This window comes from Succinivibrio dextrinosolvens, from assembly GCF_900116345.1.
GTDB lineage: Bacteria > Pseudomonadota > Gammaproteobacteria > Enterobacterales > Succinivibrionaceae > Succinivibrio > Succinivibrio dextrinosolvens_B.
This window is the reverse complement of record NZ_FPAH01000002.1, coordinates 50,614-71,833: the sequence shown is the minus strand read 5'-3', so window position 1 is coordinate 71,833 and position 21,220 is coordinate 50,614. Positions and strand designations below refer to the sequence as shown.

The 21,220-nt window shown below is 38.9% G+C and carries 14 protein-coding genes; 6 read left to right on the top strand and 8 right to left on the bottom strand.

The window, feature by feature from the left end:
• Positions 1-92: 92 nt before the first annotated feature.
• The gene (locus BM308_RS01165; protein WP_074942478.1) at positions 93-4,943 is read left to right on the top strand and encodes an alpha-2-macroglobulin family protein; all 4,851 of its coding nucleotides are present in this window, start codon (positions 93-95) and stop codon (positions 4,941-4,943) included.
• 161 nt (positions 4,944-5,104) lie between these two features.
• On the top strand, positions 5,105-7,234 hold the full coding sequence (locus tag BM308_RS01160; RefSeq protein WP_074942477.1) for a transglycosylase domain-containing protein: 2,130 nt from the start codon (positions 5,105-5,107) through the stop codon (positions 7,232-7,234).
• A 58-nt stretch (positions 7,235-7,292) separates the two neighbouring features.
• Here the strand turns inward: BM308_RS01160 and BM308_RS01155 are convergent, their stop codons facing one another.
• From BM308_RS01155 to BM308_RS01130, 6 genes are all read right to left on the bottom strand, one after another.
• A complete protein-coding gene (locus BM308_RS01155) occupies positions 7,293-7,856 on the bottom strand; it encodes a hypothetical protein (protein WP_074942476.1) in 564 nt (187 codons plus the stop codon).
• Positions 7,857-7,859: 3 nt separating this feature from the next.
• Positions 7,860-8,507 (bottom strand): adenylate kinase, encoded by a 648-nt coding sequence (adk, locus tag BM308_RS01150; protein ID WP_074942475.1) that lies wholly within the window; start codon positions 8,505-8,507, stop codon positions 7,860-7,862.
• A 113-nt stretch (positions 8,508-8,620) separates the two neighbouring features.
• Positions 8,621-10,522, bottom strand: a complete 1,902-nt coding sequence (gene htpG, locus BM308_RS01145; RefSeq protein WP_074942474.1) for a molecular chaperone HtpG — start codon at positions 10,520-10,522, stop codon at positions 8,621-8,623.
• Between the two features lie 92 nt (positions 10,523-10,614).
• Positions 10,615-11,220, bottom strand: coding sequence for a recombination mediator RecR (gene recR / locus BM308_RS01140; RefSeq protein WP_074942473.1), 606 nt, complete (start codon positions 11,218-11,220; stop codon positions 10,615-10,617).
• Position 11,221: 1 nt separating this feature from the next.
• A complete protein-coding gene (locus BM308_RS01135; protein WP_074942472.1) occupies positions 11,222-11,542 on the bottom strand; it encodes a YbaB/EbfC family nucleoid-associated protein in 321 nt (106 codons plus the stop codon).
• 79 nt (positions 11,543-11,621) lie between these two features.
• Positions 11,622-13,571 carry an N-6 DNA methylase family protein gene (locus BM308_RS01130; RefSeq protein ID WP_074942471.1) on the bottom strand — a complete coding sequence of 650 codons (1,950 nt, stop codon included), beginning with the start codon at positions 13,569-13,571 and terminating at the stop codon, positions 11,622-11,624.
• A gap of 233 nt (positions 13,572-13,804) precedes the next feature.
• Here BM308_RS01130 and BM308_RS01125 point away from each other — a divergent pair, with 233 nt between their 5' ends.
• The 4 genes from BM308_RS01125 to BM308_RS01110 all read left to right on the top strand — a co-directional run bounded on the left by BM308_RS01125 (position 13,805) and on the right by BM308_RS01110 (position 17,042).
• Positions 13,805-14,464: a DnaT-like ssDNA-binding domain-containing protein gene (locus BM308_RS01125; RefSeq protein ID WP_074942470.1), complete on the top strand. Its 660-nt coding sequence runs from the start codon at positions 13,805-13,807 to the stop codon at positions 14,462-14,464.
• 34 nt (positions 14,465-14,498) lie between these two features.
• A complete protein-coding gene (folP, locus tag BM308_RS01120) occupies positions 14,499-15,332 on the top strand; it encodes a dihydropteroate synthase (protein ID WP_074942469.1) in 834 nt (277 codons plus the stop codon).
• A gap of 264 nt (positions 15,333-15,596) precedes the next feature.
• On the top strand, positions 15,597-15,866 hold the full coding sequence (locus BM308_RS01115) for a hypothetical protein (protein WP_074942468.1): 270 nt from the start codon (positions 15,597-15,599) through the stop codon (positions 15,864-15,866).
• Positions 15,867-16,280: 414 nt separating this feature from the next.
• The gene (locus BM308_RS01110) at positions 16,281-17,042 is read left to right on the top strand and encodes a hypothetical protein (RefSeq protein ID WP_074942467.1); all 762 of its coding nucleotides are present in this window, start codon (positions 16,281-16,283) and stop codon (positions 17,040-17,042) included.
• Between the two features lie 177 nt (positions 17,043-17,219).
• Here BM308_RS01110 and BM308_RS01105 read toward each other — a convergent pair whose 3' ends face one another.
• On the bottom strand, positions 17,220-18,839 hold the full coding sequence (locus tag BM308_RS01105) for an AAA family ATPase (protein WP_074942466.1): 1,620 nt from the start codon (positions 18,837-18,839) through the stop codon (positions 17,220-17,222).
• A gap of 293 nt (positions 18,840-19,132) precedes the next feature.
• The gene (recD, locus tag BM308_RS01100; protein WP_074942465.1) at positions 19,133-21,220 is read right to left on the bottom strand and encodes an exodeoxyribonuclease V subunit alpha; all 2,088 of its coding nucleotides are present in this window, start codon (positions 21,218-21,220) and stop codon (positions 19,133-19,135) included.

Genomic DNA, 21,220 nt, shown 5'->3' with positions numbered 1-21,220 from the left:
CTTCAAATAATCTCATCTCATATCAATTAAATAAGTAAATAGTAACTAAAATATAAAGACAATCACGCAATCAATCCGAGAAGGCAGTCCGTATGAATCTTAGCTCAAAAATTCTTCTTCTAACCGCTTTAACCACTGTATCTGTTGAAGCCAACTGTGTTGAAGCTGCTCCAAACAAGAACCAGAGCAATTCCCTCAAGCTTCAGAGAATAATCGATCAGAGCACTCAGGGCAAAGCAACCTCCTGCCTTATCTTTAATGATGAAATGAATGATATTCAGAATCAGAATATTCTGAAGAAATATCTATCACTAAAAGACAGTAAGGGAAAAGACTTTTCCTCTTTCTCCACTTTTATTTCCGAGAGAAAACTCTGTCTTAGCGGACTTAACTTTGGAGAGAATTACAGCCTGACCATAAAAAAAGGAATTGAAGGCTTTAACACCAAGACTACCGATAAAGATCTATCTGTAAAGTTTAAAACAGCAGATGCTCAGTCCTCTGTATCCTTTACAAACGGGCTTGTTCTTCCTATGAACAACTCTGACAGCATCAGTATCAGTTCAATCAATATGCAAAGCTTCAAGCTTTCAGTATTCAGAATTGCAACATCTGATGTTCCAAGAGCATCCCTGTTTACCCTTTTGGATAACAGGCTGGATAAATGGCAGGTAAACTCGCTGATTGATAACTATGGTGAATTTATACAGTCCAAAGTATATAAACTGCCAAACCAAAAAAATGAGAAACTGACAACCACGGTAAATATTAAGGATTTCAAAAAGAATCTTAATGACGGCTTATTTGTTCTTGTAATTACAGCTGATGATAAGAATGATGGTAACAGCATATACGAGCTGGCTCCTGATTATGAATCACTGGCATTATCAAAGCTGCTGTTTATCACTGATATTGGTGCAACTGCATACAAGGGAGCATTAGGACTTGATATAGCAGTAAGATCACTTAAGGATGCAAAGCCAAAGAAAGGAGCAAAGGTTGAGCTTCTCTCCTCAGGTAATGAAGTATTAGGAGAGACAACCACCGATGCAGACGGATATGCTCATTTTGATGAAAAACTGTTATCAGGCAACAATTCCCGTGAAGCTTCAGCTGTACTGATTACAGACGGCAACGATACCTTCCCGCTTGATCTGCGTTCTGAAAATCTGTATCTGGAAGATGCGGCAACTGACAATGAATATGCAGATGATAATGACAGAAACATCAATTCAAGACTTTTAAAGCAGACCAACTACAGAATATATGCCTTTACCCAGAGAAGCCTTTTAAGACCTGGAGAAAAGGTCTACTATCAGGCTCATGTACGAAATGAAGATTTAAGCGCGGCACCTCTGAAGGCACTGAAACTCACAGTATACAAACCTGATTACACAGTTCTAAAGGAAGTAACCTTAGATAAACCACTGGCAGGTGTTTTTGATTATGAATTTACCCTATCTGACAATGCTCAGCTGGGAGAATACAGACTTGAACTAGGTTATGACAAGAATCAGGTTCTATCCTCCACCAAATTCACGGTTGCAGCCTTTAAACCAAGTTCAATCAACGCTCAGTTCATATCTGACAAGAAGATCTTAAAAGACGGAGACGGAATTGAGATTGAATCAAAATTCAATTATGGCTCCTATGCCTCCGATCTCAATGTAGACGGACACTATCTCGTCAAACCTGATAATCACCCTGTTGAAAAATTCAAGGATTATTATTTCGGTTTAAATGAGGAAGTAGTATCTGATCACGTTAAAAATCTGACAATAGACTCAGGAAAAACCAGTAAGAAAGGCAGATTCACCGTTATCCCATCAGTTGCTTTCGCAAAATATCCGCAGATGCTGGAGATGAACCTAAACATCATGGCACCGGCATCTGACATGTATTACATGAATCATGAGTATAAGTATGTTTTTAATACACCGATGCTGGGTGTACAGAAACTAAAGAACAACGGAGATAAAACAGAATTTAATGTGGTTATGTGCAATCAGGACGGAACTGTACTTGACGGCCAGGCTAAATACATTATCCAGAAGAGAAACATAAGTTATCAGTATATATTTGAGAATAACAGCTGGAAATTCCTCAAAAACGAATACAGAACTCCGGTGACCTCAGGTGATCTGAAGATTCAGAGTGATTATAAAAAGAACAATATCGCAGCAGATCTGAAGGACGGAGCTTACGTTCTTGAAATAACCGATGATAAAACCGGCTTTAATACCTCCTATAACTTCTATGTTGGAAGCTACAACAATTTTGAGCCAAATACCCCTGACAGATTTGTTCTGACCTCAGATAAGGAAATCTATAAAACCGGAGATACTGCTGTTTTAAGCTTTGAAAGTGAATTTGACGGCTATGCCGATCTGGTTTTAGGTAACAATGGAAACAACCGAATCTCTCATTATGAGATAAAGAAAGGACTAAACGAAATCAAAGTAAAAATTGATGAAAACTTAAGATTCGGTACCTATGCCCTGCTGACCACCTTCAGCGCCATGGACAATCCTTACAAGACTGCAGCAAGAGCTGTCGGTTTGAATTACCTCAGTGTTGATGCAACAAAGGCAGAACTTGAGATTACAACCTCACTTGCTCAGGCGATAAATAATAGCGAGCCTCAGATAAAGCCAAATTCAAAGCTGCATTTTGAGGTTATGGTAAACAGCAAGGACAAATCTGCACTTGAAGATGATACTTATATAACCGCAACACTGGTTGATAACGGAATTTTAGCCATCAACAAACACAAGGTTCCAAATCTTATCAAGGCCCTAGCCGGTAAGGAGTCTCTAAAAACCACAATCGTTGATATGTACGGTCATATCATAAGAGAAATCAAGGGTGACGGTCAGGGCTATGGCGATGACATGATGGCAGGAGAAAGCGCAGCAGCACTATCCAATATTAAAGATAATCTGCTGTCACTTTACACCAGAGCTGTTAAGGTTAAAAACGGCAAGGCAGAAGTCGATTTTGAGCTGCCTGCAATTTCAACCACAGCAACTCTGATGCTTACCGCCTATAACAGTCATAAGGTTGGAAGCACCTCAATTGAAGTACCTGTTAAGGATAAGGCAGTAACCACACTGAATGCACCTTACTATCTGCACGATGGAGATTCTCTGACTGCTGTTCTGGGGGTTGATAATCTTGCCTGCGACAAGTCAGATTTCAGCTTTGAAGTAAAATGCAGCGGTTCAGTAAAGTGTGATGCAAAAGGAAATCTAACAGCTCAAAAACAGTCTAAGGACAGAGCAGACATTGCTCTTGAAGCAAATACTGTAGGAGACGGTTTTGTTGAATACAAAGTTAAATCTCAAGATTACAGTTTTGAGAATAAAAAGACTATCACAGTTGTTGATCGCAGCTTTGATATAACTGAAAACAGAATTGTTTCCATACCGGCAAAAACTGAGCCGGAAATAAAACTTGTCCAGAACTTTGAAAACGGAACTCCTGCAGAGATAATCCTAGGTGCGCTTCCTATGGCTGATAAGGAGAAGCTTGTAAAATCTCTTGATTTTAAATACAAGCATTCCTTCTTTGATGAAGTATCCAAGGGCATTATCCTTTTAAATACCCTTAAGGAAATGAAGGATAAAGATTCAAATGAATACAGAGATTATCAGAGATATCTTTCCGACATCATTGATTATGTACAGTCACATATTTCAATGCAGGGATATGTAAATATCAGCTTCTATAACTACGAAGCTTCCAAATACGCTGCTGTCTATGCTGCACTGTTCCTCTACGATGCCTATAAGGATGGATTTGATGTAAGCAATGCCACCTTAGAGTATCTTGAGAAAGCTCTTGCCCGTAATCTTAACGACGACAATGAGACAGTTGCAGCTCTGGCTATGAAGCTTGCTGCCTCTCAGGGCGTCAATGTTAATACCTCATTAACCTACAGATTTGATCACAACGATATCAGATCTATCAATGCATTATGTAACTATGCTGCAGCCTTTGGACTGTATGGAGATAAACGTCGTCAGAATGAGGCTTTGGACAGAGCTATAAAGAATCTTAATGAAGCTTTAACGCTAAAACAGAATTATCTGTCTGCACAGAACTTCAAGAAACAAAAGGAGCTTTTGGATCTGATAAGAGCATATCAGCCATTCTATATCAATACCGTCTCCTTTGATGTTCTGACTCTTTTAAAAGGGAAACTAAATGCTGACGAAAATTCAGATGTGGCAGCCTTACTTGAAAAGCTTAACGCTCAAATCTTAAAGGATGCTTATCTTGATAATCAGTCAAAAGCTGTACTTTGCGAACTGTCAGAAAAATACGGACAGAACACCACAAAGCTTAATGCAAAGGTTGAAAACGGAACACTTAAGATTCATAACAAGACTGATAAGGCCGCAGTTGCATCCGTATCTGTAACAGGAAAGGTTGCAGGTGAAATTGTAAATCCAGATACTCTGTCAATGCAGATAATGTACTTTGACAGAAACGGCAATCCATTAAACAGGGATTCAAAGCTTAAGGTTAATGATGATGTCATTGTTCTGGTTTCAGCTAAATCAACTCAGGCCAGTGATTCAAAGGCATACGTTAATCTCAAGCTGCCTGCAGATATGCTGTTCCTGCGTGCGCTCAGTTCAAATGAAGTGAAGAAAGCCTATACCTTCCTGCAAAAATACAGTCTAACTGAAAACTATCAGCTGGAAACTGCCCTTTCAGATACTTCATATAATGTCTCAGGAGCTCTCAATGGCAAACCTCTAACCTTTGCCTTTATCATGAAAGCAGCCTATAAAGGACAGTCAGCACCGCTGATGAGCAGATTATCCCAGAAGACAGTTTCAGTTAAACAGTATTACTACACTGATCCTGTAAGCTTTAGAATTACAGATGAGAATGATTCTGCAGCAAACACCACTCCAAAAGCTGCGGCAAAATAACTAAAGCTTAATTCAGAAGCATACAGATTGTTACAAAAGGCTTAATCTTAAGTAGCAATCTGTATGCGTTAACAGTTTTCAGAAGTAAAAGTCCTGGATAAAATTTCTTTGAATAATGAGATTCTCTTTTAAAAGATCATTCAAGATGACATCTAACCATCATGAGATTTAAATTATCAGCAGCTCTAATAACTAAAAAAAGAGTAATAGCTACTTCAGTTTTAGCCGTTCTTGCTCTAATCTCTTTTGTCATCTACAGCATCTTAAGCATCGATTTCTCGCCATTACAGAACCGCTCAAAGATCTTATTTGATAAAGAAGGAAATGTTATTGCCTACACTTTAAGCACAGATACTCAAAGCTATCGTTTTCTCACCACCAAAGATGAAGTAAGTGAAATCTACCTTAAAATGCTGCTTTCAAATGAGGACAAGAATTTCTACTCCCATCCTGGCGTTGATTTTAAAGCCCTGACAAGAGCTCTTTTCTATAATCTTAAGAACAGAGAGATCACATCCGGAGGCTCAACCCTAGCCATGCAGGTGGTAAAAAGGCTATCCAACCACAAGAGGAGAACCTATTTAAACAAGCTAAAAGAGATAATCGGAGCCGTCTACATAACCGCTGTATACGGTCGGGAACAGGTACTGTCCTGGTACCTGACACTTGCCCCTTTCGGCTCTAATATTGAAGGAGTAAAAGCAGCATCTTTAAGATGGTTTAATCACCTGCCCGACAGACTCACACCATCAGAGGCGGCACTCATGGTAGCCCTACCTCGTGCACCGGAGCTTATAAGACCGGATTTACATCCTAAAAGAGCAAAGTACTATAAAAATGAAGCAGTAAAGCTTGCCTACAAAAACGGCATCATAACCGAAGATCTTCTGAAAATAGCCCTGAAAGAAGACTGCAGCTACAAGCTTAATTCAATAAAACAAAGCGCCTATACTTTGGGTAATTATCTCTTTTCAAAATCAGCAGCAAGTTTAAAGGGTGAAACTGACAGCGCCATTACCTCAAAAGAAAATCTGCAGAACAAGCCTTCAGATAAAAATAAAGAAATATACACAACTATAGATTCACTCTTACAGGATCTTCTTAACAGAACCGCAGACAAATACGAGAAAAACAAAAAAGATAATGCAATCCTGAGTACAGTTATACTGGATAGCAGAACTCATCAGATTGTCGCGCTAAACGGCAGCTCTGATACAGAGAATAACCAGATCTGTCTTCCTTTCAAGAAAAGATCACCAGGTTCCACATTAAAGCCCTTTGCCTATGCCATGGCTTTTGAAGAAGGAAAGCTGCATCCTCAGACCATCATGAAAGATGCGGGAAAGCTTTATGGTTCTTGGAAACCAGATAATTTCAACTATAGATTCAACGGAGAGATTAAGGCAAAAGAGGCCCTATGCATGTCTTTAAATCTTCCTGCGCTTGAAGTGATCAAAGCCGTCGGGCCTGATCAGTTCTGTGAAAGATTAAATACCCCATATACCAGACTGCATGTAAAAGATGGTATACCAGATTTATCAGTAGTTCTAGGCAGTGCCGATATAACTCTTGTGGATTTAACCAAGCTTTATGCGATGCTGAATTCAGACGGTGAACTATATGACTATAGTCTGGTAAATTCTAATAAAGATAAGACTAAAGCAGAAACAGACACTGATGCTAAAACCTATAGACTTTTATCAAAAGCCTCAGCAAGAGCAGTCTTTGAGATTCTGAAAAATACCGCAAGACCGGTAAATCATCCAGATAACAGAAGTGTTTCCTACAAGACCGGAACCTCCTATAAGTTCAAGGATGCTCTTGCCGTAGGATCATTTGCAAAATACACCGTAGGCGTCGCTATAACTCATCCGGATAACAGAACACAGAACTACAATAATACCGGTTACACCGATGCCGCACCGGTACTCTTTGATATTCTCACGCAGTTAGAAGAGGATAATCTTATAAAGGAAGATATTGAGGATGTTCTGTTTTCTGCTAGTGCACCTAAAGCTCTGGTAAAACAGAATGTTAATCAGAAAATACTGAGCATCAAAGATAAGCTTAAGATAACTTTTCCTTTGAATAACAGCATAGTATCCCCTGATTATAATGGTAGGATCTACATAAAATATGAGGGCGGTTGTGGCAAGGTATTTTTAAATTATGATGATCAGCAGCTTGAATCAGATTATCTTGAGACAACAAAAAACGGTTTCTACAAGGTCTGCTTATTTGATGAGGATGGTCAGTCGGACTGTGTAGATTTTGAAGTCAGAACAAACTGAAACAGAAAAACAAAAGGGACCTCAAAAGATCCCTTCCTATAGAACTGAAATAATTAAGTTAAGACTGAGAATCTAAAAACTTGATAAACTCTTCTACCGAAGCTTCGGTATCAGGATTTCTGCCAGAAATAACAAGCATAGCAAGCGATCCAGGCTCACCATAGATAATAGTTTCCACATTCTCGTCAGAGCATTCAAAACTCCAGGCCCCCTCTATAAGATTTGAACGAACAGGTAAAGCACAGTTCATCTGAAGAGCGGCAACTCTTGCATAAGCCTCAGCGGTTGAATCAACACCTCGTGTCTTTTCAAGACTGGTAACACTTATAGCAAGTTTTGAGTCAGAGCTTAAGTAGCTTAATGAATTATCTACACTTGGATTTGGCTTTACAGTCCATCCAAAAGGACAAGGATAGATATTCTGCTCTTTCTCTCCTGGTGCTACCTGATAAGTATTAGAGAACTGCTCCTGACCTGACTGATTTTTTACAACCTTGTAGGTAGTAATATTCTCAACAGTGCGAGAGGTTACAGTATCGTTAATTTCGGTCTGAGCATTAGCTGCCATAAATGGAACAATGCATAGACCTAAAAGACCTCTAGTTAAAATGCTCTTTCTCATAAATTATTTCTTTAAAGTTGAGATAATCTCATCAGAGATTACTTGAACATCACGGTTACCGTCAACTGCTACATACTTGGTTGGAGCAGTCTTTGAAAGATCCTTGTAGAATGCAACAAGAGGCTCGGTCTGTGCGTGATAAACCTCAAGACGGCTGCGAACAGTGCTCTCTTCATCATCAGGACGAATTACAAGAGGCTCACCGGTAACATCATCCTTGCCCTCAACCTTAGGTGGGTTGTAAACGATGTGATAGGTTCTACCAGATGCTAAGTGAACACGTCTGCCAGACATACGGTTAACAATCTTCTCGTCAGGAACCTGAAGCTCAACAACAGCATCAATAACAATACCGTTATCAACTAAAGCCTGAGCCTGAGGAATGGTGCGAGGGAAACCGTCAAAAAGGAAACCGTTCTTGCAGTCATCCTGAGCGATACGCTCTTTTACAAGACCAAGAATAATGTCATCAGAAACTAACTGACCTTTATCCATAACAGCCTTAGCCTTAAGACCTAACTCTGTACCAGCCTTGATAGCAGCTCTTAACATATCACCGGTTGAAATCTGTGGAATGTTGAAAGCCTTGGTCAGATTCTGAGCCTGTGTACCTTTACCTGCTCCTGGAGGTCCTAATAGGATAATACGCATTGTTTTAATTCCTCAATAATAAAATAAAAAATGTGTCTAATTATAGCATGTGTAGGCTGTAATCATTACAGCAGCGACAAAAAAGCTCCGACCAGCGGAGCTTTTGCACTAAATTAACCTAGAAGTAAGGCGTTCATTGATTTTACAAAGGTGCTTGGATCCTTCAAAGCGCCCTGATCAGCAAGCAGAGCCTGCTCGAAAATCAGATCAGCCCACTGGTTGAAACGGTTTTCTTCCATTTCTGCATAAGCCTTCTGAACCAGCTTGTGCTCTGGGTTCAGCTCAAGAGTGTACTTCTCATCAGGAAGAGTCTGACCGCTGGCCTCTAGAAGACGACGCATCTGCATGGTCATCATTCTGTTGGAATCAGAGATAACACATGAAGGAGAATCAATCAGACGGGTTGAAACAACAACATCCTTAACCTTCTCACCTAATGCCTTCTTGAAGCGCTCAATCAGATCCTTGTTCTCAGTTGCAGCATTCTCCTGCTTCTTCTTCTCTTCCTCATCAGCAAGATTGCCAAGCTTTAAGTCCTGAGAATTTGCACTTATGAACTCCTTGCCGCTGAACTCGCTGATATTGCCCATCAGCCACTCGTCTACACGCTCCCACATCAGAAGCACTTCAATACCCTTGGTCTTGAGCTGCTCTAGGTATGGAGAATTCTTAGCGGCCTCATAGCTCTCTGCAGTGATGTAGTAAATCTTATCCTGACCTTCCTTCATACGTGAGATATAGTCTTCAAAGCTTACTGAGCACTCAGCGCTGTCATTATTGGTTGAAGCGAAACGTAACAGTTTGAGGATTGCATCCTTGTTGTCATAATCCTCAACAGGACCTTCCTTCAGTACATTACCGAACTGCTTGTAGAACTCGGTATACTTAGCAGTATCCTTTGACATCTTCTCAAGCATGCCAAGAACACGCTTGGTTAAAGCCTTCTTCAGTTTGCGGGTTACAGCAGTTTCCTGCAGCAGCTCACGAGAAACATTTAATGGCAGAGCATTGGTATCAACCAGGCCCTTAACAAAACGCAGATAGTTTGGAAGGAAAGCCTCAGCCTTATCCATGATGAACACACGCTGAACATACAGCTTCAGACCATGCTCGTTCTGACGGTTGTACAGATCCCATGGAGCCATCTTTGGAACATACAGTAAAGATGTATACTCAAGATCACCTTCAACCTTGTTGTGAGCCCAGGTCAGAGGATCCTGATAATCATGGCTTAAATGCTTGTAGAACTCGTTGTACTCCTCATCCTTAACATCCTTTGGAGTACGGGTCCATAAAGCCTGTGCATTGTTGATCTGAGTGTACTCGAACTTCTTCTCAGGCTCTTTCTTCTCTTCGCCTTCCTTAGGCTGCTCATATTTCTCTTCATATAACTCTACAGGAGTAGAAATATGGTCTGAATACTTGGTGATACACTCACGCAGCTTCCAGGTATCAGTAAATTCAGTCTCATCATCCTTTAGTGACAGGATAATCTGAGTACCACGGAATGGAACCTTGATATTCTCTGAAGTGAAGGTACCGTTACCCTCTGACTCCCACTTAACGCCCTCATCCTCAGATGCGTTAACAGAGCGGGTAATAACAGTAACTTTCTTGGCAACGATAAATGAAGAATAGAAACCAACACCGAACTGACCGATTAACTGAGAATCTCTCTTGGCATCACCAGTCAGATTCTTCATGAAAGCTTCAGTGCCTGACTCAGCAATAGTACCTAAGTGGCTGTTAGCCTCATCTAGTGTCATACCGATACCGTTATCAGTGATGGTCAGGGTCTTTGCATCCTTATCAGGACGGATCTGAATCTTGAAGTTTGGATCATCCTTGATTAAATCCTGATTGGTTAAAGACATGAAGTGAAGTTTATCAATAGCGTCAGATGCGTTTGAAATTAACTCACGAAGAAAAACTTCCTTGTTTGAATATAGTGAATTTGCAAGTAAATCCAGTAACTTGGTTACCTGAGTTTGAAAGCCATGAACAGTAGCTGTCATTTTTTATAAATTCTCCATTTGTTTAAAAGTGTATGTACACTGTCATCTAGAAATACAAATGGGGATGATTTTGATTATTTCAAGAAAATTTTTTAAATTTTTCGTCTGAAATTAAAAGAAAGGGCCAGTGTATTACCGTCAACAGAGGTCAGCTCGCCTCCGACAGGTACACCTGTGGCTATTTTGGAAACGCTGATATTAAGCTTTTTGGCAATGGCTGCAATATAGGAGGCTGTAACTTCACCTTCGGCAGTCTGCCCTAGGGCAAGAATCACCTCAGTGATATTCTCTTCCTTTAATCTGCGGGTTAAAACATCAAAACCAAGTTCTTCAGGACCGATGCCGTCAATAGGACTTAAATGACCATGCAGGACAAAATAATTGCCGCTGTAGGATGAAGAGGATTCAATCGCCATCACATCCGATGGAGATTCAACAATACAGATACTGCCGGAATTTCTGCGCTTAGGAGATGAACACAGTTCGCATTCCTGATCTTTATCGTCAGTATAGTTTCTGCAGCGAGGACAGATAGAAATGTTGTTTAATCCCTGCTCTATTACTTTGGCCATATTAAGGCCCTCACTGCGTTTTCTATCTAAAAGATAGTACGCAATACGGGTTGCACTGACAGGGCCTATTCCAGGCATAACCTGCAGAGCCTCAACCATTGAATCGAGCAGAGAACTTGAGGACATATTAGAAAGGAAGCTTCATGCCTGGAGGTAACTGCATACCGCCGGTTACAGCTGATAACTTTTCCTTTGACTGCTCTTCAATACGACGGTGAGCATCATTGTAAGCTGCAGCAAGTAAATCCTCACAGATTTCCTTGTCATCACCGAAAATAGAGTCATCAATCTCAACACGACGAACTTCGTGGTTACCGGTAATGGTGATTTTAACCATACCTGCACCTGACTCGCCGGTTACTTCCATTCTTGCAATCTCATCCTGTGCCTTCTGAAGACGCTCCTGCATCATCTGAGCCTGCTTCATCATATTGCCCATGTTAAACATTGTTTATTCTCCGATTAAAAAAAACTCAGAAAATTTTAATGGAAAGTGAAGTGATTTGCAATTTGCAAGATTAAATAATTTAAGCTGAAATCAACTTTAAGGCACGCTTGCCAAGACCATAGATTTCAGCGATTTTTCTGTCGATCTGATGTTTGATTTTCTCAGCTTCAGAGGCTGATGCATCCTTGAGATCATTAACCATGAATTCAATCTGCAGCTGATCATCTGCACTTGCAATCGGAATAGGCACTTCCTCTAAAAGGGAACGCAGAATCTTGATAGTGTGAAATTTTCTCTCAAAATAAAAGCGTACCGCACTTGAGTTTAAAACCGCACACAGATAAACGGGTGAAAGATTATCAAAGCGTGGGATCAGAAAATTACAGCTGTTTAAGGTAAGTCTGCCCTTTTTATCCAGCGCCACAATCGGATATTTGGCAATAAAACGATAAACGATTTTAACCGGACTGCGGTAATACTCAATAGGAGCCATCTGCTGAAAGGAGCTCTGTTCAAGATTAACAAAACTCTTTGGGGTTCCGATTTTAAAAGGTTCGATATCTACACCTCTGAGAACCGGTTCATCCCCGCTCCTCTGTGTATTATGAACCATACCGCTGTTGGACCCAGTAACAATACCAAGGGCAAACTGAGCATGGCCTCTAAGCTTAACACAGTGTTCAAAATCGTCCATCTTGGAGAGAACCTTTGCTTCCTGATCGGTGATTCTGAAATTAAAATCCAGAGGTGAACGGTCTCGTCTGACAATATAGGTTGAGTCATTGGTATTAACAATAACCTCGCCGACAGCTCCTGAGTATGAGGTCTTCTCTAAAGTCAGGACCACACTCTGACACTGTACCGCGTGGAAAACCTCGTCAAGATAACGTACCGACTTGACTCGGGCATGCATGGAAATAAAGGTTCTGATGAGATCGTGAGAGGCAACATTGAGAATCGCCTCAGGCAGAACGAACTGAACAATACCGCCTTCATCCAGAAGATTAAGGGATCTTTCAACAAAGAGATCTGCAAAATAAGGTCTGGTCTTTTTAGCCTCTTCTAAGGTTTTTGCATAACGTTTAATTGCTGCAGGATCATCGCAGCTGCCAAAAGGAGGATTGCCAATGATAACATCACATTTAGGCAGATTCTTAGAGGTAAGAGTATCAGCTTTTAACAGATGGGAGCATAAAAACTCCTCAGACAAATCATCTTCAGCAAGAGCAAAGTTGATCCTTGCAAGTGACACAGACAGAGAGTCCAGATCACAGCCGTAGAGATCATTTACATCAGCTCCTCTTTTGAGAAGTCTTAACAGGAAGTTTCCAGAGCCGCAGCATGGATCTAAAAACACACGACCTGATCTGATGGAAATTGTCTCTAAAGCCGTATCGGTTAAATCCTGAGGAGTATAGTATCTACCCTCTTGACGGCGGGATGAAAGCTCCATTAAGGAAAGGTAGATAAGTCCTAATGTATCCTCATATGGAACATAATGCAGCTCAAAGTCAGGAAGATTTCTGCAGGATTTGAGTAAGGAATTCTTTGGAGTTTTATCAATAAGCTCCTGTATCAGCCAGTCATATCTACCGATATCAAGTCGACCTTCAAGATAAGCCTTGAAGAAATGAGAGCTTACATAGGTATCAAGCTTTTTAGCCTCGATTAAAAGCTGCAGAAAAGCTTCACACAGAAGAGCTCTGATATAGGTTAGCGTACTGGAAAAGTCTTCAACCAGAATTGATAAGGCAATATGGTTCGGTGAGTTTTTGGAAATATAGTTAATATATAGTTCCTGAGCTCTTACAGACTGTCTTGAGTTTGCAACCGCACGTCTTCTCTTTAGGGAGTTTCTGCTGCTGATAATCGAGTCAATCTGCTTTTTTGTAAACTTAAGGGAACCTTCGGCAGAATCATCTACGATTTTTCCTGTTTTAAGCCAGTTTTTCAGTGTAGACAGGGAAATATCCAGTACAGCACAGGTCTGACCTAATGAAAGATAATCTGATTTATACTGCTCTGCCATTTTATTTCCGTAATGAAAAACCGATTTGTGGTAAATCATATCACGAACAGGTAAAAATCATTTCAAAAATTTTTTAGTTATTTTTATTAGTTTTATTTTTCAAAGAATTAACTTTGTTTTTTCTCCATTAATATTTTTATACTGAGCTATTAATGTCTTTTTTTTGAGCAGGATAATTAAAGCGTCTAGAAAACATTTTGAATGTTGCTAAAATATCCCCAAAGGAAAGATTCATGAACGCAACAGAGTTAAATTATCTAAAATCATCACAGCTAAGCCATATAGCAAAATCTCTCTATGCTTTTTATTTAAGAGATCTTGCCGCTCAGGATCAGTGCATCATTGATCTTACAGCCATAGCCAACTATCTGTATTCACAGAGTCAGTACTTCCCAACCGTACCTAATTATCAGATTGCGTCAATGTGTCTAGATGAGCTTGCAAATGCAGGCTTATTAAGAAAACTCAGTACTAGTGACAACTGGCAGGGCTGTGTCTTTGAACTTCCTCTTTATGTAAAGGAACAGCAGGAAGTGCCTAAGGCTCCTTTTGTTATGACAACCAAATGGGAACCTGGTCCAACATTTCACAAGACAGCAATACTCTGCGGTCTTGAGGATTCAACCTACACTCTGACTGACCTCAACGGTTTCAGACATTACTGGTGCAGTAAAAATGAAAGCCGCAACCAGGTCGGATGGGAGCGCGCCTTTGCCCAGAGACTTTTAAAGGCAAGACAGCAGAGAACAGAGATGAAATTCAACACTGAACCTCACAATGCTCTGGATATGCCTCAAAGCCAGATTTCAAAACCTAATACCCCAAAACCTGAAGAAATAGAAAAACTTCAGCAGCAGACAATGGAAGATTTCCAGAATCTGTTCGGTAAATAGAAACAACATCACACATCAAAAATAAGGACATCAAATGAACATCATATGTAAAGATAAGGTTCTTGATTTGTCATCTCCAAAGATCATGGGAATTTTAAATGTAACCCCTGATTCCTTCTCTGATGGCGGACTGTGGAACAGCTCCGATAAAGCACTTGAACACGCAGAGACTATGTTAAAGGAAGGCGCAGCCATCATTGATATAGGAGGAGAGTCTACAAGACCGGGAGCTCCTACTGTAAGTGAGGAGGAAGAGCTCTCAAGAGTTATTCCTGCAGTAGAAAGAATCGCCAAAGAAACAGATGCCATTATCTCAATTGATACCTCCTCTCCTGTAGTTATGAAGGAAGCCTGCAAGGCTGGAGCTCATATCTGGAATGATATCAGAGCTTTAAGCCGTGAGAATGCTATGGAAACAGCTAAGGAGCTGGATATTCCTGTAATCTTAATGCATATGCAGGGAACACCTCAGAATATGCAGAATGATCCTAACTACAGCAACGTGGTAGAACAGGTTAAAAAATTCCTATTAGATAAAGCGCAAGAAGCTGTATCTCACGGAATCGACAGAAAGAAAATCATTTTTGATCTGGGATTTGGTTTTGGTAAAACTGCTGAACACAATTTCACCCTTTTAAAACACATGCAGGATTTTGTTGATTTAGGCTACCCTGTCCTGTCTGCTCTTTCACGAAAGACCATGATTGGAAATGCCTGTGGAATAAAAGAGCCTGCTCACAGAATTATAGGCTCTGTTGCAGGCGCTCTTTTAAGCATTGAAAGAGGAGCTGCAATTGTAAGAGTTCATGATGTAAAGGAAACCAAGCAGGCATTTGATGTTTATATGGCAATGATGTCTCAAAAGTAAGCAATAAAATTTAAACAGCAGGCAGATGTAGCTTAAAAAACCATAGTTATATCTGCCTGTTTTGTTTTAATTGTTATAAAAAGTATTTAAAAACAACATACAAGCCACTCTTTTGTAAAGGTAATATCTCGCACTTTTACAGATCACCCATGCACCAAAAAAGGGTATTTTAAGCCCTTTCATTTCTATCCATAAGATAAGCATATAATTTGATGTAAATCATATTTTACAGTTTTTTTGTAAATTTTATTTATGGAGATTCCTATGACAGTTCTAGAAAACGATATCGCTATCTATTCAAAGAAAGAGATTGAACGTTTATCTGCAAATGCAAATGATCTTGTAAAAACTCCTCTGTCTCATCTGGTTGAAATGTGCAAAAAAGCTGAGAATCACACCCTGAATGCAGCCCTGAAAACTCTTAATTTCATGGCATCACAGGAAGAAAAGCAGCGCATCGAAATCATTCAGAATCAGATTGCAGAGAATGAGAAAGCTGCAGGTATAATGAGTTCAAAGTACAACCGCTGGTAAAAGTCATGTTCGTCAATTAGACTGACTGGTAAACACAGAATTTGAATTAAAGCCTTGCGTATCTGCAGGGCTTTACATTTTTAATTCAACTAACGTTCTACAACTAATTTCTTAAAAAACAAGAAGAAGACTTTATTCTGATTCATTTTTATGAAGTTTGGAAAAGAATGAATTGCACTTCTGCTTGTTCCATTGTTTTTTATATTCGAAAAGATCGAGTCTTAACTGCCTGCAAACCATAATCTTCACAATCTATTATTATGCATACATAATAATCTATATTTAATCGTGCCGGTAAAATATAAAACAATTAGTTTTCCTTTCAGAACAATTTTATGAAGATTCTAAAGGCAGGCATAATCATCTAATGATAAGATTAAAGACAGCAAATCAATACAAACAAGAGTAGTCATCATGTCAAAAAGATACCCTTTACCTTTTGAAGAAGAAAAAAAATTATACCGAGCTCATAAACTTGTAGCAGTAGAAGAAGGAATTGATGTTTCCACCTCTGAATTTATGCAGGAAACAGCAACTACAGTAGTTAAAGAGCTGCTTGATATCGCCAGAGAGGATTCCTCCAAATTTTTCTCAGCCGCATTTAATCAGGATGTTGCTCAGATTTACCGCCAGACCGCTTTTACTCTTGAGTTAGGCCACTTCTCTACTTCTTACTTTATTGAAGATCCTATCCTGTTTGATTATCTTCTGAAAAAAGAAATAAGCGACTACTCTACTGTAAAAGAATTCATGAGAAATAATCATATGGAGATGTTTGATCTTAAGAACAGAAAAATCTATGTAAACTCTTTTCATATCAGACGACCAAATGAGGCGGTATTAACTTATCTGATTTTCTACTGTCCAAAACTTAATAATCTATCTGCAGGTGTGTTCCGAGGCTTTGATGGGATTTATATTGTTGATATTGATGAATCCATGGATTATCAGCAGAAGAAAGCTCAGATTAATGTCAATAATCCTTCTATCACATATGATTACCTTGATCTGGGCTTTAACCTCATTGATTATCTTGATTACTATCTGGATGCCTGGGATTATGGTACTCCACGCAATATAGATAAGAAATCCGTAGATCACGATGCTGAAAACGTTGTGGTAAAGGCAGATAAATCTGTTTTAGATAAGGCTTTAACAATCAAATATGACGAGTAGTTTCGTAGGGTCAACAGCCATAACAATAGAATGATATTCGGGAAAAAGTTTAGGCTTATTTGATTGATCTATAAAGGAAAAGAAGAGGCTTTGTAGTATATTGCCTAACAAAAAATAGAACATTTCTCGCGCACAGAAAGGCTCCTAATTAGAAGGTGCCTTGTGACAACGCCAGAACTAGAATCTCAATTTCTCAATTAGGCACTGATGCTCTTTGGTATCTTTATCATAGTTAATGCCAACTACAAGGACATCGCCTTTATAGTCTCGGAAGATTCTTCCGTAATTCTTCTGTTTAATCTGGTCAATTTCTGTTTGAGCTGACTTGTCGTATTTAAGTTCAACCAATAGTGCAGGTTTATCTACCCCCTGTTTTGGAAGATAAACCATATCTGCAAATCCTTTTCCAGAAGGAAGCTCCCTGTGAACATTGTAAAGGTCGACAGAGGCAAGATTTAAGGCAAGTGAAATGACACAGCTTAAGGAGTTCTCATCATTGTATTTGAGAATAGAAGTATGATCCTGATGAGCTAAATCAAAAGCCTGAGCAACAGCGTCATTATCCATTTCGTAGATTTTATCGAGCAAATCCAGAGATTGACTTATAAGAGCGTAGATTCCAGGATAGTTCCTGTTCTCCTCGGTGATATTTCTGAATTCATCTTTTATCTCTTCGTTAGGAATTCGAGAAACGACCTGTTTTGAACTTGTAAGTCTTATAGTTGAATTAGGATTTATTGCAAGATAACCTAGATGAATAAGCAGGGTTAGTACATCATCCTTAGACTCAAAGGTTGTCATATCATTGTGGAATCTTGAAGTATTTACTACAATTTCGTTTCCGGCAATGAGTTTTACAATTTCATCTCTAAGTCCAGCTATATTCAAATCTATATAGCGTCTTAGACTTTCAAATGTTTCTGTCTGGGGCCAGTAGCTTTTGAATTTATTTTCATCAATGGCACAGACAACTGAATTAGGATTATAAAGATGAGACGAGTTTTCAAATGAATAGCCATCATACCACTTCTTCATGGAATTAGAGTCAATCTTGTATTTTTCACAAAGAGTTAAAACTTCATCCTCGGTAAAACCAATGTAAGGAGCATATTTACCAGCATCAGTCATTGAATATTCTTTGAACATATTCAATGCACTGTGAGAGCCGTATTTCTTGATTGGCAGAATTCCTGTCATGTAGGCAAGAGCTACATAGGACTGATCTTTAAGAAGAACTCGCAGGTAATCAAGGTACATCTTTATACCTTCAGTGTCACTCTGCTTTTCTCTCATGATGCAGTCCCATTCATCGATAATAAAAATAAAACCTTTTTTGTTTACTGAAGATTCTTTATTGAAAATGTCAGATAGAACAAGATTTAATTTTCTTTCATTAGATATTTCAGTGTCAGGAAAAGCCTGTCTTAATTCATTTTTTATTTCAGACTCAATGTCTGATAACATCTTTTCAACATTTAAATCAGCATTGCTTAAGAACTGCTGCATATTTATAAAGATGGTGTTGTACTGATTTAAGTTTTTTTTATAAGAATCGTATTGAGATATTTTGAGATTATCAAACAGAAAAGAGCTGTCAGTATTCTTTGAATAATATGCACATAGCATATTTGCAGTAACTGATTTTCCAAAGCGTCTTGGTCGGCTGATACAAAAAAAACGCTGTTCAGTTTCTACATTGTCATTCAAAACGGATATTAGTTCTGTTTTATCAATATAGATTTTTGACGATTGACTTATTTTGAATTTTTCAAAACCAGTATTTAAATATGATCCCATCATCTGCTCCTAATTCGAGAACCAATTTTAGCAGATTTTGAGATTTCATTAGAGCTCTCATAACTATTCTCGTTAATTGCAGAGAAAAATAGCATACGACAGAGCCCCCCAAAAAAACTCAAATTTAATTTTGACCAGATTAAATCGAAAAATTCAAAGATTAGCCCTGTTATCAACCAACTTGTCGAGAGCAGAGGGCAACAGATTTGACCTAGTATCATGTTGCCAAACTATTGCTTTAATCATATTTATCCGAAAGAGAATACTTGATTATTATTCTATGATTCAAATAATTAGATTCTTTCCATCAATCCACTTTCTCGAGAAACTCTTCTTCTGCAAGCATCTAAAAATACTTTTTTATCAGAATATATGCTTACATGCTCCTTGGCACGTGTAATTCCCGTATAAACCAGCTCTTTGGTCATTACTGGATTTAACTCAGTTGAAAGGAGCATACAGACCTTTTCATACTCACTGCCCTGTGACTTATGAATTGTCATGGCATATCCACTTTCATACTCAGTAAGAAAAACAGGACTTACATTAAATACAGAGTTTTCATCTCCAAACCAGACCTTCAATGGACCAGCTAAACCGTCTCTGTTTTTTTCGGCAGCCACAAATCCGACATCGCCATTGGAGATTTTTAAGGCATAATTGTTCTTGGTTACAAGAATTACTTTACCAATAAACCATTCAGAATCAACAGCTGAGGCTTTTGCATTTAGAGTTCTTAGATTATCTTTAGCAGCTTTCTCTATGTGCTCATTTATGCTTTTAATTCCATATAATCCTTCACGGTTTGAGCAGAGGATTCGGTATTTATCAAGATATTTAAATATTTCTTTTGCCTGTACCTCTGTAATACCAGTAAAGGAACCTTCTTCATTGTGTGACTTTACTAATTCATTCCAGAAATCATCATAACCTTTTGCAATAACAGAACAGGTAGACTCAAGAGCAGCATTTCTCTCACTCCATTTTTTGGAATCTTTAATCTCTAAAAGTTCAACATGCTCTTTATGCTGTACAAAAGGCTCATCAAGTAACTCTTCAAAACGCTTATCATCCCTTTCTCTATATCCATCATTGACTACCTTTGCAATAGCACCAATACCTGCAAATTTGGCAAAACGATAACTGAAATTCAGCTGTACAGCATTATCCGTAATATCAGTAGTTTTTAGTTGATCAACACTGTAACCGCTTAAAGCAGAGATAAGAGAGAGTTTTTCCTCATCAAGGACTCGTGATGAATCAGATAAATCGTTACACAGATCGTTCAGAACAGAACCAGCCTCAACTGATGCCAGCTGATCCTTATCGCCAAGCATGATGACCTTAGTATCGTCACGGATAGCATCACAGAGTTTGGCAAAGTTAGCCGCATCAACCATCGAGACTTCATCAACAATCAGAATATCGCAGTCTATCTTATTGTCGGCATTACGAATCTTATGGGCCTTATGAGGAATTGAACCTAACAGCTTATCCACGGTTACAGCAGTTTTACAGATCCTGTTTTTAATATCTTCACGCTCATTTTTATCAGGAAATAACTTTGTAAAAGTGTAAGACAAATATCCAACTTTTGGATTATCATCATCTTTAAACTGAGATTTAATTGATTCGGTCATACGACCTGCAGCCTTTCCAGTAGGTGCACACAGGAGGATATTATTCTTTGAAGGATTGATTTTCTGTAACAGCAGTAACAGCTTTGCTACAGTAGTGGTTTTACCTGTACCAGGTCCACCAGTGATAATACAGAAATGAGACACTGCAGCCATGGCAGCAGCAATCTTCTGCATATCAAATTTTTCATTCTTATTTGGAGCATCATCAGCTCTTTCAAATAGCACATCTAAAAGAGACTTAACTGTATTCTTTTCATCCTCGCTGAGGTTCTGTTCTACTTTTTCCTTAGAAGCTTTTTTTATGAAATCAGCAATCTTAGTTTCGTAACAGAAATTACGGCGAATATAGAGTCTTCCTAAATCAAAGATAAGAGGCTTATTTGAGGCTTTATCTTTTCCAATCAGATCGGAACATCTCTCAAATACCGAAGCAATATCAGAGTCGCTTATAAGCGGACAGAATATTTCAGAAGCTGATGGTTGTAAGTCGGAATAAGCAGAACGTTCTCTTTTCTGAATAAAGAGGTTCTGATAGAAGCTGTTTATACTTTGAGCATCAGCTTTAATACAGGTATCACCTAAATTCTGCTTATACAGAAGTTCAGTCAGCATAAGTTCTAAAGCCAAAGGCAAAGGAGCCTTATGCATAAGAGACAGTGTTTTTAAAACTGCATCTAAAAGAGGATTTTTAAGCTCTGGATACTCTTCTAATAAATCAGATATCTTTTCAATATTACTCAT

Bases quoted from the DNA above. Each gene is read 5' to 3' on its own strand.
- BM308_RS01165 (WP_074942478.1), top strand. From the start codon at position 93: ATGAATCTTAGCTCAAAAATTCTTCTTCTAACCGCTTTAACCACTGTA.
- BM308_RS01160 (WP_074942477.1), top strand. From the start codon at position 5,105: ATGAGATTTAAATTATCAGCAGCTCTAATAACTAAAAAAAGAGTAATA.
- BM308_RS01155 (WP_074942476.1), bottom strand. From the start codon at position 7,856: ATGAGAAAGAGCATTTTAACTAGAGGTCTTTTAGGTCTATGCATTGTT.
- adk (WP_074942475.1), bottom strand. From the start codon at position 8,507: ATGCGTATTATCCTATTAGGACCTCCAGGAGCAGGTAAAGGTACACAG.
- htpG (WP_074942474.1), bottom strand. From the start codon at position 10,522: ATGACAGCTACTGTTCATGGCTTTCAAACTCAGGTAACCAAGTTACTG.
- recR (WP_074942473.1), bottom strand. From the start codon at position 11,220: ATGTCCTCAAGTTCTCTGCTCGATTCAATGGTTGAGGCTCTGCAGGTT.
- BM308_RS01135 (WP_074942472.1), bottom strand. From the start codon at position 11,542: ATGTTTAACATGGGCAATATGATGAAGCAGGCTCAGATGATGCAGGAG.
- BM308_RS01130 (WP_074942471.1), bottom strand. From the start codon at position 13,571: ATGGCAGAGCAGTATAAATCAGATTATCTTTCATTAGGTCAGACCTGT.
- BM308_RS01125 (WP_074942470.1), top strand. From the start codon at position 13,805: ATGAACGCAACAGAGTTAAATTATCTAAAATCATCACAGCTAAGCCAT.
- folP (WP_074942469.1), top strand. From the start codon at position 14,499: ATGAACATCATATGTAAAGATAAGGTTCTTGATTTGTCATCTCCAAAG.
- BM308_RS01115 (WP_074942468.1), top strand. From the start codon at position 15,597: ATGACAGTTCTAGAAAACGATATCGCTATCTATTCAAAGAAAGAGATT.
- BM308_RS01110 (WP_074942467.1), top strand. From the start codon at position 16,281: ATGTCAAAAAGATACCCTTTACCTTTTGAAGAAGAAAAAAAATTATAC.
- BM308_RS01105 (WP_074942466.1), bottom strand. From the start codon at position 18,839: ATGGGATCATATTTAAATACTGGTTTTGAAAAATTCAAAATAAGTCAA.
- recD (WP_074942465.1), bottom strand. From the start codon at position 21,220: ATGAGTAATATTGAAAAGATATCTGATTTATTAGAAGAGTATCCAGAG.